We start from the raw sequence: 13,010 nt of genomic DNA, 5'->3' as shown, positions 1-13,010 counted from the left end.
AGCGTACGGTGAGGCACCGACCCGCGTCCGCGCTCAGCCGTCCCGCGCTCAGTCATCCCAGGCGCTCAGCACGGCCAGCGCGTCCCGGGTCGCGGCGACGTCGTGCACCCGCACTGCCCAGACGCCCGCCCGGGCGGCGAGGGCGCTGGTCACCGCGGTCGCGAGGTCCTTGCGGCGCTCGTCGGCGTCATCACCCAGGGCCTCGGCGAGGAACCGCTTGCGCGAGGTGCCCACGAGCACACGCGGGCCGAGCGCCACGACGTCGGAGAGTTCGCGCAGCAGGTCCCAGTTCTGACCGGCGGTCTTCGCGAACCCGATCCCCGGATCCACGATGATCCGCGCGGGTGCGATGCCCGCAGCCGCGGCCGCCGCGATCCGTTCGCGCAGCTCCGCCGCGACCTCGCGCCCCACCCTGGTGTACTCCGCACGGGCGTACATGTCGGCCGAGGGGCCGCGCCAGTGCCCGAGCGCGATGTCGGCACCCGTGGGGGCGACGGCCGCGAGCATGTCCGGATCCGCGAGTCCGCCGGACACGTCGTTCACGATGCGCGCCCCGGCGGCCACGGCGGCCACGGCGGTGGCGGCGTTCAGCGTGTCGACGCTCACCGGGATCCCGTCGGCCGCGAGCCGCTCGATCACGGGCAGGATCCTCCGCTGCTCCTCCGCCACCGGCACGCGCTCGGCGCCGGGCCGGGTGGACTCCCCGCCGATGTCGAGCACGGCGGCGCCCTGGGCGCGCAGCAGCAGGCCGTGCTCGATCGCGCGATCGGCGTCGGCGTAGCGCCCGCCGTCGCTGAACGAGTCGGGGGTGGCGTTGACGATCCCCCAGATCGAGGTCACGCGGAAGTTCCGGTCCCTGAGCCCGTCGAAGGGCCCATGCCGATCAGGGCGATCAGCTCCGCGCGGGCGACCGGATCTGTGTAGACGCCGCGGGCAGCGATGGTGAGCGTGGACGCCTCGGTCTGACGTCCGCCGCGCATGGTCACGCAGCCGTGCACGGCGTCCATCACGACCAGGACACCGCGCGCGTCGAGGTGCGAGGCGATCGCGTCGGCGATCTGCTCGCCCAGCCGCTCCTGCACCTGCGGCCGCGACGCGAGGATCTCGACCACCTTCACCAGCGCGCCGAGCCCGACGACCTGCTCCCCCGGCAGGTACGCGATGTGCGCGTGCCCGGCGAACGGCAGCAGGTGGTGCTCGCACACCGACCGGAAGCGGATCCCGCGCAGCAGCACCGCCCCGGAGGGCAGAGTGTCGGGGGCCGGGCCGTGCGAGACGCTGATCGTGCGCGCGAGCGGAGCCGCGGGATCTTCGCCGACGCCGGCGAAGAACTCCGCGTACAGCTCCGCCATGCGGGCCGGGGTCTGCTTCAGCCCCGGGCGCTCCGGATCCTCGCCGATCGCGAGCAGCAGCTCACGCGTCAGGCTCGCGATGCGCTCCCGGTCGACGCCCACGTCACGCCGTCGCGGGACGCGGCTTCCCGCCGCCCGCGGTGCCCGGCTGACGCTCCGAGGCCGGCTGAGCGGCCTCGTTCGCGGCCGTGCCCACCTCGACGCCGCGCCGCGGCATCTCGATCGGAGGCAGCAGCGACACGGGGCGGTCTTCGCTCGACAGCCACTGCGGGCGCTCCGGCAGCTTGCGAATCTCGGTGAAGATCTCCGCGATCTGGTTGTGGTCCAGCGTCTCCTTCTCGAGCAGCTCGCGGGCGAGCTTGTCGAGGATGTCGCGGTTCGCGCTGATCACCTCGTACGCCTCGTTGTGCGCCTGCTCGATGAGCGCGCGCACCTGGGTGTCCACGCGCTCGGCGATGGTCTCGGAGTATTCGCGCCCGCGGCCCATGTCGCGACCGGCGAACGGCTCGCCGCCCTCGGTGCCGAGCTTCACCGGCCCGAGCTCGGTCGTCATGCCGTACTCGATCACCATCTTGCGGGCGATGGAGGTCGCCTTCTCGATGTCGTTCGAGGCGCCCGTCGTGGGGTCGTGGAACACGATCTCCTCGGCGACGCGGCCACCCATGGCGTAGGTGAGCTGATCCTGCAGCTCGTTCCGGGTGATCGAGAACTTGTCGTCCAACGGCAGCACCATCGTGTAGCCGAGGGCCTTGCCGCGGGGCAGGATCGTGATCTTGGTGACCGGATCCGTGTAGTTCATCGCCGCCGCGGCGAGTGCGTGTCCGCCCTCGTGGTAGGCCGTGATCAGCTTCTCCTTGTCGCGCATGACACGCGTGCGGCGCTGCGGACCGGCGATGACGCGGTCGATCGCCTCGTCCAAGGCGCGGTTGTCGATGAGCTGCGCGTTCGAACGGGCGGTCAGCAGGGCCGCCTCGTTCAGGACGTTGGCGAGATCGGCGCCGGTGAAGCCGGGGGTCTTGCGGGCGACGACCTCGAGGTCGACTCCGTTCGCGAGCGGCTTGCCCTTCGCGTGCACCTCGAGGATGTGCTGGCGTCCCTTGAGGTCGGGCGCGTCCACGCCGATCTGGCGGTCGAACCGGCCCGGGCGCAGGAGTGCGGGGTCGAGGATGTCGGGACGGTTGGTTGCCGCGATCACGATCACGTTCGCGTTCGGGTCGAAACCGTCCATCTCGACGAGCATCTGGTTCAGCGTCTGCTCGCGCTCGTCGTTGCCGCCGCCCATGCCTGCGCCGCGGTGCCGGCCGACGGCGTCGATCTCGTCGATGAAGATGATCGCCGGGGCGTTCTCCTTCGCCTGGTTGAACAGGTCGCGCACGCGGGAGGCACCGACGCCGACGAACATCTCGACGAAGTCGGATCCGGAGATCGAGTAGAACGGGGCCCCCGCCTCACCGGCGACCGCGCGGGCGAGCAGGGTCTTGCCCGTTCCGGGAGGGCCGTACAGCAGCACGCCCTTCGGGATCCGCGCGCCGATCGCCTGGAACTTGCCCGGATCCTGCAGGAACTCCTTGATCTCGCCGAGCTCCTCGATGGCCTCGTCGGCGCCGGCGACGTCGGCGAAGGTGACCGTCGGGTTCTCCTTGTTGACGAGCTTGGCGCGGGACTTGCCGAACTGCATGATCTTGCTGTTGCCGCCCTGGGCGCTGGACAGCAGCCACCAGAACAGCAGTCCCAGCAGCAGCATCGGGATCAGGATGGAGAGGAAGCCGTCGAACCAGCTCGCCTTCGGCACGGCGTCGTTGTAGCCGTCCTTCGGGGCGGCGCTGTCGATCGCGCTCACCACATCGGCCGCGCGGGCCTGGACGTAGTAGAACTGCACGCTGTCGGCGCCCTTGTACGGCGTGGACAGCGTCATGTCCACGCGCTGGTCGCCGTCGGTGTTGACCACCTTGGTGACCGTGCCGCCCTTCAGCAGGTCCAGCCCCTCCTGGGTGGACACCTGCGAGGAGGAGCCGAGGTTCGTGATCAGCATGAAACCGCCGATCAGAAGCAGACCGATCAGCACCACATAGGTGAGCGGATTGCGCGTGATCTTCTTGACATCCATGATCAGATCAGCGTAGCGCGAGAGTCTTGGGGCCCTCCTGGGGATTCGCCCATGGCGAACCGACCGTTCCGGTCCCTTCAGGCGTACACGTGCGGAGCGAGCACGGCGACGTCGCGCAGGTTGCGGTACCGCTCGGCGTAGTCGAGGCCGTAGCCGACGACGAACTCGGTCGGGATGTCGAAGCCGACGTACTTGCAGTCGATGTGCACCTTCGCTGCCTCGGGCTTGCGCAGCAGCGCGAGCACCTCGATCGACTCCGCGCCGCGCGAGGCGAAGTTCTCCAGCAGCCAGCTCAGCGTCAGGCCCGAGTCGATGATGTCCTCGACGATCAGCACGTGCTTGTCGTGCAGATCGGTGTCGAGGTCCTTGCGGATCTGCACCACACCGCTCGAACGCGTGCCCGCGCCGTAGCTCGAGACGGCCATCCAGTCCATCGGCGCGTGGAACGGCAGCGCCCGTGCGAAATCAGCCATGACCATGACGGCGCCCTTGAGCACGCCGACCAGCAGCAGGTCCTTTCCGGCGTAGTCCGCGGCGACCCGGATGGCGAGCTCATCGAGCTTCGTGCGGATCTCCTCTTCTGTGACGAGGATCTGGGAGAGGTCGTCCTGGATTTCCGCTGCGCGCATGCGTCGATTTTATGCGACCGTGCGTCCCCTGTCCGAAGACGCCGCCGGACGATACTGTGAGCGCAACGGCGGAATCGAGCGCATCGGGATCCCGGGCACCCGCCGTGACGGAAGGATTCCCATGGACATCGACGAGATCCTCAAGCAGGTGCCCATCAGCGACATCGCGCAGAAGCTCGGTGTGAGCGATGATGTCGCGCGTCAGGCCGTGCAGGAGGGCGGGACGGCCATCATCGGTGGCCTGGCGAAGAACGCCCAGACCGACGAGGGATCGGCCGCGATCGAGCAGGCCCTCGCGAAGCACGGCGGATTCTCCGGCGCCGCATCGGTCGACGACGTCGACCAGGCGGACGGCGAGAAGATCGTGTCGCATGTCTTCGGCGATGACGCGCCGCAGGTCTCCGCGGCGCTGACGAACGCGCCGAAGACGGCCGGCATCGACTTCGGCAAGCTGCTGCCGATCCTCGCGCCGATCGTGATGGGGCTCATCGCGAACAGTCACAAGGGAGCAACAGGTACAGCCGGTACAGCGGGCGCCTCGGGCGGCGGCGGGCTCGGCGACATCCTCGGCGGCCTGCTCGGCGGCGGCCAGAGCGGATCCGGCGCGGCGAGTAGCGGCGGAGGTCTCGGCGACATCCTCGGCGGTCTGGGCGGTCTCTTCGGCGGCGGATCGGCAGGATCCGGCGGCTCCGCCCCGGCTTCCGGCACCGGCAACGTGATCGGCGACATCCTCGGCGGCCTCTTCGGCGGCAAGAAGTAGCCCCGGAGCTCGCTCAACGCCCCCACCCCGGGGTCGTTGAGCGAGGACGGAGCGCCAGCGACGACCGAGACGAAACGCCGTGATTCCGCGGGAAACCGCGTTTCGTCTCGCTGCTCCTTCGTCGCTGTTCGCTCAACGACCACAAACAAAGAGAAGCCCGCTCAGCGACCCCGGGCGGCGAACACGATCCGGCCGCCGTGGCGGGCGGCGGTGCAGCCGGGGAGGTCGATCGGGCCCTGACCCGACCAGTCCGTGACGAGCCGGGCCACTTCGACCGTCTGACGGCGGGTCAGTCCGACCCCGAACTCGCTCTGCACGACCAGCCGGATGATCCGGTTGCGCAGAGCTGCGGGGTTCGCGGCGAGTGCGGCGGCGCTCACCGAGATCCCGGCCTCGGCGTGCTCCACGATGTCTTCGATGGTCTCGTGGATCATCTCGTCGAACGCCTCGGCGTCCTCGCGCAGCTGCTCGGCCGTGCGCGCGAGCGCCTCCGCGATCCCGGGCCCGAGTTCCGCCTCGAGCACCGGCAGCACGCGGTCGCGCACCCGCACCCGCAGGTAGCGCGGATCCGCGTTGTGCGGATCCTCCCACGCCTCCAGGCCCGACGCGACGCACGCGGCACGCGTCGTGGCACGGCGCACTCCGAGCAGCGGCCGGATCCACCGCACACCGTCGTCGTCGGTGCGCACCGGCGCCATGCCCTGCAGGCTCGCGGCGCCGGATCCCCGGGAGAGTCCGAGCAGCACGGTCTCGGCCTGGTCGTCGAGCGTGTGTCCCAACAGCACCGGCGCGTTCTCGGCGCTAGCGACCGTCCTCAGCGCGGCGTATCGCGCCGACCGCGCATCCGCTTCCGGACCCTCGGAGCTCGGCATGACCTCGACCCGCTGCACCAGTGCCTCGAGCCCGAGGGCGGTCGCCTGCGCGGCGGCCTCGGCGGCGACGCGATCGGATCCCTCCTGCAGCGCGTGATCCACGGTCGCGCTGACCGCACGGATCCCGGCCGCGCGCGCCTCGAAGGCGGTCGCGGCGGCGAGCGCGAGCGAGTCCGCACCGCCGGACAGCGCCACGATCACCGCGGTCGGCGGATCCGGCAGCGCGGCGAGGGCGGCGCGCACGGCCAGCCGGACCTCGGCGACGGCGGGTGACAGCGGGGCGTCGGGCATGCCCCCACGCTAGCCGTCCGATCTTCCCCCGGTAGGCTGGTCGCCGTCCTTCCCCTCTTCACGATTCCATCGTCTTCTCAAGGAGCACAGGCATGAGTGCACACGACGCCGTCATCGAGATCCCGCGCGGCAGCCGCGTGAAGTACGAGGTCGACCACGAGACCGGACGAGTGCACCTCGACCGTGTGCTCTACACGACCTTCGGCTACCCCGCCGACTACGGCTACTTCGACAACACCCTCGGCGAGGACGGCGACCCGCTGGACGTGCTCGTGCTGCTCGACCAGGCGATCTTCCCCGGCGTGGTCGTGAACGTGCGCCCGGTGGCCGTGCTGAAGATGAGCGACGAGGCCGGCGGCGACGACAAGCTCGTGGCCGTGCTGAGCAAGGACCCGCGCTGGTCGCACATCCAGGATGTGGGTGACCTGGCCGAGTACACGAAGAAGGAGATCGCGCACTTCTTCGAGCACTACAAGGACCTCGAGCCGAACAAGTGGGTCAAGGTCGACGAGTGGGGCGACGCCGCCGAGGCGCAGCGGATCCTGGACGAGTCGATCGAGCGGTTCAAGAACGACGGCCACTGAGCCGACCTCGACCGGCCGCTGAGCCCGTCGAACACGAAGACCCCCGGTGCCGCGTGAGCGGGCCGGGGGTCTTCGTGTTCTATCCGAGGATCAGCCCATGTAGACGCCTTGGCCCTCCATGAACGTGATGGGGTTGATCGGATAGTCGTTCTGGTAGACCTCGAAATGCAGGTGGCAGCCGAAGGATCCGCCGGTATTGCCCGCGTAGGCGATCACGTCACCTGCGTTGACCCATTCACCCGGGTAGACGTTGAATCCGCCGTACTCGATGTGCCCGTAGCCGGTGCCCATGCCGGATCCGTCGTTGTTCTCGATGCGGACGTAGTTGCCGTAACCGCCGTAGTACCAGGCCATGCTCACGGTGCCGGAGTGCGCCGCGTAGATCGGGTCGCCGCAGGCGCCGTCAGCGAGGTCGACGCCCTCGTGGAAGCTGGAAGAGCAGCCGTTGGCGTTGCAGTCTGGCGTGCGCGGACCGTATCCGGAGGACTGGTATCCGCCGAACGGGCGCACCCATCCGGTGCCGGATCCGGATCCGGCCGGAGCCCCGCCTCCGCCGCCACCGCCGCCGTTGTTTCCCGCGGCAGCCGCTGCAGCCGCTGCAGCCTCGGCAGCCGCCTGTCGCGCGGCTGCTGCGGCGGCCTCGGCGGCAGCGCGGGCTGCCTCGCCGGCCTGGTAGCCGGCGACCGTCTTGGCCGTGGTGTCATGGAGGGCGGCAAGCTGCGCCTGCAGCACGCCGAGGTGGGTCTGCTGGTCCGCGAGCGCTGCCTGCGCGGCCTTCGCCGCGTCCTGCGCGATCTGCAGTTTGTTCTGCGCGACCTGGGCGAGACGGTCGCGCTCGGTGCGCGCAGCCGTGGCCTGGTCCGTCAGCGACTGGGCGGTGTTCTTGGCCTCGAGGGCCTTGGAGTAGATCGCCTGGGTGCCGGAAAGCACACGATCCATCTGGCCCAGCTTCTGCAGCAGCTGGTCGGTGTTGCTCTTGGAGCCGGAGAAGAAGAGCTGCAGCGCAGTGGTGTCGCCGCCGTCTCGGGAGAGCTGAGCCGCGATCTGTCCGGCCTTGGTGCCTGCCTCGTCGGCCACCTTCTTCTGCGTGTCGGCTTGTGCCTGCAGGTCGTCGGTGCGACGTGCCTGGGCGTTGGCCGCCTGCTGCGCGACGAAGTACTCGTTGCTCGCCGTCTCGGCGGCGGCCTTGGTGTCGGCGACGTTCTGGGTGAGGCTTGCGATCAGACCCTGGATGCGGGTGACCTCGCTGGACGCCGCAGCCTCGTTGGCCTTCGCCGCCTGGACGTCGTCCCACGAGGGATAGTCATCGGCGAATGCGGCAGGAGCCACTACGAAGAGGCTGATGACCAGCGCGCCGACGGCTCCGAGGCTCAGCGCGAGTGTTGCGAGGCCGCGACGGCGGCGGGCCGTGCGGGCACGCCGAACGCGGGACGTCGGTCCGGGTCCGTGCCTGACGTCTTCGATGTTCGGATGGTTCACGCGGCTCCCTTTCGCCGGTTTCACTCATGTCACACTAACAACATCAGTCCCGTGCGCAACCCTCTGATCCGCTTCAGCTCGCGGATCTCTTCGGATCCTGAGTCGGCGGATGCGGGGCGCGACGGGTGCGGGCCATCTCCCATCCTCCTCCCGGACACGCCCGGGATCCAGAGCGACGCGCCCCCGATTGGTGTTTTCCCGCGGAAACCCCTTATGCTTGAGCGTCGGCAAGGGAACCGAGGGGTTCACCTCCGGCCCCATCGTTTAGTGGCCTAGGACGCCGCCCTTTCACGGCGGTAGCACGGGTTCGAATCCCGTTGGGGTCACTCTTTCCGATACAATTTCATAATTCTGGCCCTGTAGCGCAGTTGGTTAGCGTGCCGCCCTGTCACGGCGGAGGTCGCGGGTTCAAGTCCCGTCAGGGTCGCTCCAAGCGTCGGGCTCTTTCTCCGGAAAGGGCCTTTCGTCTAGGACGCAGGTCAGAAGCTTCCACCTTCGGATCTGTGCGGCTCTGTAGCTCAGTTGGTAGAGCGTTCGACTGAAAATCGAGAGGTCACGGGATCGACGCCCGTCGGAGCCACAAGGGTGATCGTTACAATCACCCCAGAAACCCTCGCCTAGCTTCTACATGGCGGGGGTTTCGCCTTTTCCCTGGTGAGGGACCGTTTCTGCGTCGCTCCCCCTGGCCGATCTGGCCCTGGTCGCCGAGCAAGCGCAGCTCCCGGTCGTTGAGCGAGCGCAGCGAGACGAAACGACCTCGACATGAGGCTTGTGCCGGTTTTGTGCCGGCGCGCCATATCCGTCCCGAGCGGCGGCTCGCTCTGCTCGACGCCGACCTCCTGTCCCGCCTCGCCGACGCCGTTCCGGACGAGCACCCGGAGGTTTCGGATGAGTCAACTCGGACGCTTCCGCCTTACTCATACACCGGCTAGTGTACTTTTATGAGTAACTTGATTACCCATAGCAACTATGGCGCGCGTGTATGAGCGCATCGGACCATCTTTGGCCCGCCCTGAAATGGGAGGACTCACTCTGGCGTCCCTCAACCGGCTACGGAAGCAGACGATTCAAGGCGTCTGTTCCGCCGCTGATCACAACGCTGAATCCCTCCCCGACGGCGGAGGCGAACGAAGCGGCCATGGCCGCGACCAATGAGCTGAGCCGTTTCGATGGAGAGCTCGGCCATCGGGTAGCTGCGTTCGCGCCGGTGCTCCTTCGCTCCGAGTCTGCCTCTTCCTCGCAGATCGAGAATCTGACCGCAAGCGCACGCGCCATCTTCAGCGCGGAGCTCGGGGCGAAAGGGAGCCGCAATGCGGAACTGATCGCCGCGAACACGCACGCACTGCAGGCCGCGCTCGAACTGAGCAACAATGTATCCGCCGGAACCATCCAGGAGATGCACCGCATCCTCCTGTCCGGGCAGCCACGGCACACGCCAGGCGAATGGCGAGATGAGACCGTGTGGATCGGCACGCGCACGGACAGCCCGATCGGCGCCGACTTCGTCGCCCCCACGCATGATCGCGTTCCCGCTCTCATCTCCGATCTTTCCGTCTTCGCAACACGGAGGGACCTCGCCCCGCTCACCGCGGTGTCCGTTGCACACGCCCAGTTCGAGACCATCCACCCCTTCAGCGACGGCAACGGTCGTACGGGACGGGCGCTCGCTCAGGCCATGCTCCGCCACCGCGGAGTCACGCGGAACGTGGCTGTGCCGGTTTCTGCGGGGCTGCTGGCGGATGTCGACGGTTACCACCGGGCTCTCACCGAGTACCGGGCCGGCGACGTGTCCCCGATCGTTCTGGCCTTCGCCAACGCCTCGATGCGCGCCATCGCCAATGCGAGACTCCTCATTGAGGAGATCGACCGGATACAGGAGCTGTGGGCAGAGCGACTCACGGTCCGCCGCTCGAGCAATGCCTGGCGTCTGCTCGACATCGTCGCTCGCCGCCCGGTGCTGGATGCGGCCACGGCGGCACGGGAACTCGGAGTCCAGCGTCCGAACGCCTACCCGCCACTGCAAGCGCTGGTCGATGCCGGGATCCTGGCCGCGAAAGCGGAGCACAGGCTGGGCCCCTTCTGGCGCAGCACGGAAATCCTCGATGCGATCGACGCATTCGCGAAGCGCGCAGGGCGGCGAGAGATGCCGAGATGAGTGGGAGAGCTATGAGTATGCGGCGGAGAGGCTAGCCGCCTTGTCGTCAAGAGCGCGGGCCCGACCCGTGCTCCCGAGCCCGGGCGACGACGATACCCCGCTGAGATGTCGGGAAGCGCTGCAGCATGGCCCTCAGCTCGGCGGCGTCGATGTCGGCCCCGAAGGCTTCGGCGCCCGGCTCCAGCATGATGCCGGCGGCGAGGTCTCCGGCGATCACCGGATCGAAGCCGAGATCGTCGATGAGCCGGGCCACCGCGGTCAGGTCCGCGGGATCGTCGCCCGCGACGGCGATCGCCTTGCGTCCGGGCGCACCGGCGGGCCGCGCCTCATCCTCGAGATCCTGATAACCCATGTGGTTGAGTGCCTTCACCACGCGGGATCCGGCGAGGAACCGCTGCACGATCTCGCTCGTCGAGGTGCGCGGATCGCTGAGCTCGTCGTTCAGGCCGTCCGCGCCCCACCAGTAGTTCATGGCATCGATCACGAGCCTGCCGCGCAGCGCATCCGCGGGCAGTGCGGTGTGTCTGCTCAGCGGCAGTGCCAGGAGCACCGCATCCGCGCCCTCGGCGAGCTCCGCCACCTCGACCGCGGTGGCGCCCAGAGCTCGCACCGTCGGTGCGATTCGAGCAGCGGAGGAGGATCCCGCGACCAGCACCCGATACCCGGCGCGCACGGCGAGTCGGATGAGCACGCTGCCGACTCGGCCCGCGCCGATGATGCCGAGAGTGTGGATCCCGGGAGCCGCTTCTGCCACGACGCCGCGCCCGCCTACGGGTTTCGGCGCAGTCGGAAGACGTCGAAGACCACCTTGAGGGTGAGCATGCCCGACACCACGACGAGCAGGTAGCCGAAGATCTGGAACAGCGACAGCGTGGGGGTGATCACGGGACCGCCGTCGCTGATGAGCAGCATCGCCGCCATGATGCCGAACACGCCGGCGAGGAAGGTGACCGCGAGCGTGCTCACGAGCTCCCGGACGAGCGTCCGGTCGCGCCGATCGGCGAACAGCCGCACGTTCATGCCGAAACGTCCGCTGGCGAGCACGCCCGTGAGCTGATCGACGCGCGCGGGCAGCCGGCGCAGGAGCGGCAGCAGGCTGTCCAGCTCGGTCTTCGCGGCCGAGAACATCCCGCTCGGCGTCTGCAGCTGGGCGATCCTCGCCTGGGCGAAGTCACCGGCCTCGGCCAAGAAGTCGAAGCTCGGGCTGAGGTGGCGCAGGGTGCCCTCGAGCGTGCCGATGGCGCGCAGCGAACTCGCCAGCTCGGCCGGCAGCGCCACCCGGTTTGCCGCGAGGAGCCGGATCATCTCGGTGAACACGGTGACGTCGATCGATGCTCCGGGCCCGAGCTGCGTCGCCATGAACATGCCGAGCTGGCGGCGCAGGGCGAACTCGTCGACGTCGTCGGGCAGCTCCACGAACGCGAGCAGCGCGTCGGCGAAGGCCCGGGAGTCGCTGCGGTAGAAGGCGAGCAGCAGGTTGCCGATCTGACCACGGATCTCGGAATCGAGGCGTCCGATCGATCCGAAGTCGAGCAGCACGAGCGCGCCGGCCGGTGTGACCATGATGTTGCCGGGGTGAAGATCCGCGTGGAAGACGCCGTCGTCCATGATCTGGGTGAGGGTCGAGCGGAACAGGAGAGCGGACTGCCGCACCCGCTGGGCGTCCGAGACCCCCGTGAGCGCGTCGTCGTCGCTGAGCGTGCGGCCGGCGACGAGCTCCATGACGAGGACCCGGCTGGTGCAGAGCCGCGGAAAGTGCCGGGGAATGATCAGCCGCTCCTCGACCGGATGCGCCTGCTGCGTGTGCGTCATCGCCGCCATGTTGGACGCTTCGACCCGGTAGTCCACCTCTTCGCGCAGGCTGTCGGAGAAGCCGCGCGCCAGTTCGGCGACGCCGAGATCTTTCGCCCAGCGCGTCGAGGACTCCAGCTGCTTCGCGATCCGCAGCAGGATGTCGACGTCGCGCTCGATGAGCGGGATGATGCCGGGGCGCTGCACCTTGACCGCGACGGCCTCGCCGCCGAGGAGGGTCGCGCGATGCACCTGGCCGATCGAGGCCGCGGCCAGCGGCGTCTCTTCGAACGACGCGAAGAAGGTCTCGACGAGTCCGCCGAGCTCCGTCTCGAGCAGCGCCCTGACCTGATCCCACTCGGCGGCGGGCACCCGCTGCTGCAGGTGCGAGAGCTCCGTCAGGTACTCCACCGGCAGCAGGTCGCTGCGGGTGGAGAGCACCTGACCGAGCTTGACGAAGGCGCCGCCGGCCTCTTCGAGAGCGGTGCGCAGGGCCACTGCCTGGCGGCGCCGCTCCACCGACCCGGCCGACGACGGGTCGGTGTCGGGCCGGAACGGAAGCAGACCCGCGCGCAGGGCGATCCTGGTGATCTGCGCGTAGCGCTTCGTGCGCTGCGAGCGCCGCCGCATGCTCGGGATCCACTCGGTGGGGCGGGGAAAGGACCCTGCAGGCACGAGCAGCTCCGCGAGCACGAGGAAGGCCACGGCGACGAGGACGATGATGCCGAGCTGAACCGGTATCAGTGCGGGCGTGTACGACCCCTGCTTCCAGACGAACTGCGACTCGAACCCGACCTCGGCGCCGAGACCGAGAATCCCCGCGACGACGATGCGGCCGATCCCCACCTGGGCGCCGAGCACGCGTCTGACGAAGGCCGTCAGGATGACCATGAACACGATCGCGACGAGCACCATCACGACGATGTCGACGAGGACGGCGGTCACGTTCATCGGATTCCCCTCGCTGGCGCGGCACGGCTGGATCCCACG

The 13,010-nt window shown here is 68.9% G+C and carries 11 protein-coding genes and 3 tRNA genes; 6 read left to right on the top strand and 8 right to left on the bottom strand.

Annotation, left to right across the window (positions count from 1 at the left end):
• Nucleotides 1-48: 48 nt before the first annotated feature.
• The 4 genes from folP to hpt all read right to left on the bottom strand — a co-directional run bounded on the left by folP (nt 49) and on the right by hpt (nt 4,088).
• The gene (folP, locus tag ABD882_RS04500) at nt 49-840 is read right to left on the bottom strand and encodes a dihydropteroate synthase (protein ID WP_345184778.1); all 792 of its coding nucleotides are present in this window, start codon (nt 838-840) and stop codon (nt 49-51) included.
• The gene (folE, locus tag ABD882_RS04495; RefSeq protein ID WP_345184776.1) at nt 837-1,454 is read right to left on the bottom strand and encodes a GTP cyclohydrolase I; all 618 of its coding nucleotides are present in this window, start codon (nt 1,452-1,454) and stop codon (nt 837-839) included. Before folE ends, folP begins: the two co-directional genes overlap by 4 nt.
• A 1-nt stretch (nt 1,455) precedes the next feature.
• Nucleotides 1,456-3,459, bottom strand: a complete 2,004-nt coding sequence (gene ftsH / locus ABD882_RS04490) for an ATP-dependent zinc metalloprotease FtsH (RefSeq protein ID WP_345184774.1) — start codon at nt 3,457-3,459, stop codon at nt 1,456-1,458.
• 77 nt (nt 3,460-3,536) lie between these two features.
• Nucleotides 3,537-4,088, bottom strand: coding sequence for a hypoxanthine phosphoribosyltransferase (gene hpt / locus ABD882_RS04485; RefSeq protein WP_345184772.1), 552 nt, complete (start codon nt 4,086-4,088; stop codon nt 3,537-3,539).
• Nucleotides 4,089-4,209: 121 nt separating this feature from the next.
• On the opposite strand from hpt, the gene ABD882_RS04480 reads away from it, so the two are divergent.
• A complete protein-coding gene (locus ABD882_RS04480; protein ID WP_345184769.1) occupies nt 4,210-4,848 on the top strand; it encodes a DUF937 domain-containing protein in 639 nt (212 codons plus the stop codon).
• Nucleotides 4,849-5,009: 161 nt separating this feature from the next.
• Here ABD882_RS04480 and tilS read toward each other — a convergent pair whose 3' ends face one another.
• The gene (gene tilS, locus ABD882_RS04475) at nt 5,010-6,011 is read right to left on the bottom strand and encodes a tRNA lysidine(34) synthetase TilS (protein ID WP_345184766.1); all 1,002 of its coding nucleotides are present in this window, start codon (nt 6,009-6,011) and stop codon (nt 5,010-5,012) included.
• Between the two features lie 92 nt (nt 6,012-6,103).
• Here tilS and ppa point away from each other — a divergent pair, with 92 nt between their 5' ends.
• On the top strand, nt 6,104-6,595 hold the full coding sequence (gene ppa / locus ABD882_RS04470; RefSeq protein ID WP_345184764.1) for an inorganic diphosphatase: 492 nt from the start codon (nt 6,104-6,106) through the stop codon (nt 6,593-6,595).
• Between the two features lie 90 nt (nt 6,596-6,685).
• Here the strand turns inward: ppa and ABD882_RS04465 are convergent, their stop codons facing one another.
• Nucleotides 6,686-8,074: a peptidoglycan DD-metalloendopeptidase family protein gene (locus ABD882_RS04465; RefSeq protein ID WP_345184763.1), complete on the bottom strand. Its 1,389-nt coding sequence runs from the start codon at nt 8,072-8,074 to the stop codon at nt 6,686-6,688.
• Between the two features lie 253 nt (nt 8,075-8,327).
• Between ABD882_RS04465 and ABD882_RS04460 the strand changes: the two genes are divergently transcribed.
• The 4 genes from ABD882_RS04460 (at nt 8,328) to ABD882_RS04445 (ending at nt 10,229) form a co-directional block, all read left to right on the top strand.
• Nucleotides 8,328-8,400 (top strand) — tRNA-Glu (locus ABD882_RS04460).
• A gap of 27 nt (nt 8,401-8,427) precedes the next feature.
• Nucleotides 8,428-8,501 (top strand) — tRNA-Asp (locus tag ABD882_RS04455).
• A gap of 80 nt (nt 8,502-8,581) precedes the next feature.
• A tRNA-Phe gene (locus tag ABD882_RS04450) sits at nt 8,582-8,654 on the top strand.
• 402 nt (nt 8,655-9,056) lie between these two features.
• A complete protein-coding gene (locus ABD882_RS04445) occupies nt 9,057-10,229 on the top strand; it encodes a Fic family protein (RefSeq protein WP_345184761.1) in 1,173 nt (390 codons plus the stop codon).
• 46 nt (nt 10,230-10,275) lie between these two features.
• Here the strand turns inward: ABD882_RS04445 and ABD882_RS04440 are convergent, their stop codons facing one another.
• Nucleotides 10,276-10,983, bottom strand: coding sequence for an NADPH-dependent F420 reductase (locus ABD882_RS04440; RefSeq protein ID WP_345184759.1), 708 nt, complete (start codon nt 10,981-10,983; stop codon nt 10,276-10,278).
• A gap of 14 nt (nt 10,984-10,997) precedes the next feature.
• Nucleotides 10,998-12,971 carry an ABC1 kinase family protein gene (locus ABD882_RS04435; RefSeq protein WP_345184757.1) on the bottom strand — a complete coding sequence of 658 codons (1,974 nt, stop codon included), beginning with the start codon at nt 12,969-12,971 and terminating at the stop codon, nt 10,998-11,000.
• Nucleotides 12,972-13,010: the final 39 nt, after the last annotated feature.

Origin of the sequence: Microbacterium panaciterrae (assembly GCF_039541635.1) — a bacterium.
Taxonomy (GTDB): domain Bacteria; phylum Actinomycetota; class Actinomycetes; order Actinomycetales; family Microbacteriaceae; genus Microbacterium; species Microbacterium panaciterrae.
This window is presented reverse-complemented; position numbering and strand designations above follow the sequence as displayed.

Excerpts from the sequence above, each read along its gene's own strand:
- tilS (WP_345184766.1), bottom strand. The coding sequence starts at position 6,011 with ATGCCCGACGCCCCGCTGTCACCCGCCGTCGCCGAGGTCCGGCTGGCC.
- ABD882_RS04435 (WP_345184757.1), bottom strand. The coding sequence starts at position 12,971 with ATGAACGTGACCGCCGTCCTCGTCGACATCGTCGTGATGGTGCTCGTC.
- ftsH (WP_345184774.1), bottom strand. The coding sequence starts at position 3,459 with ATGGATGTCAAGAAGATCACGCGCAATCCGCTCACCTATGTGGTGCTG.
- ABD882_RS04445 (WP_345184761.1), top strand. The coding sequence starts at position 9,057 with ATGAGCGCATCGGACCATCTTTGGCCCGCCCTGAAATGGGAGGACTCA.
- ABD882_RS04480 (WP_345184769.1), top strand. The coding sequence starts at position 4,210 with ATGGACATCGACGAGATCCTCAAGCAGGTGCCCATCAGCGACATCGCG.
- hpt (WP_345184772.1), bottom strand. The coding sequence starts at position 4,088 with ATGCGCGCAGCGGAAATCCAGGACGACCTCTCCCAGATCCTCGTCACA.
- ppa (WP_345184764.1), top strand. The coding sequence starts at position 6,104 with ATGAGTGCACACGACGCCGTCATCGAGATCCCGCGCGGCAGCCGCGTG.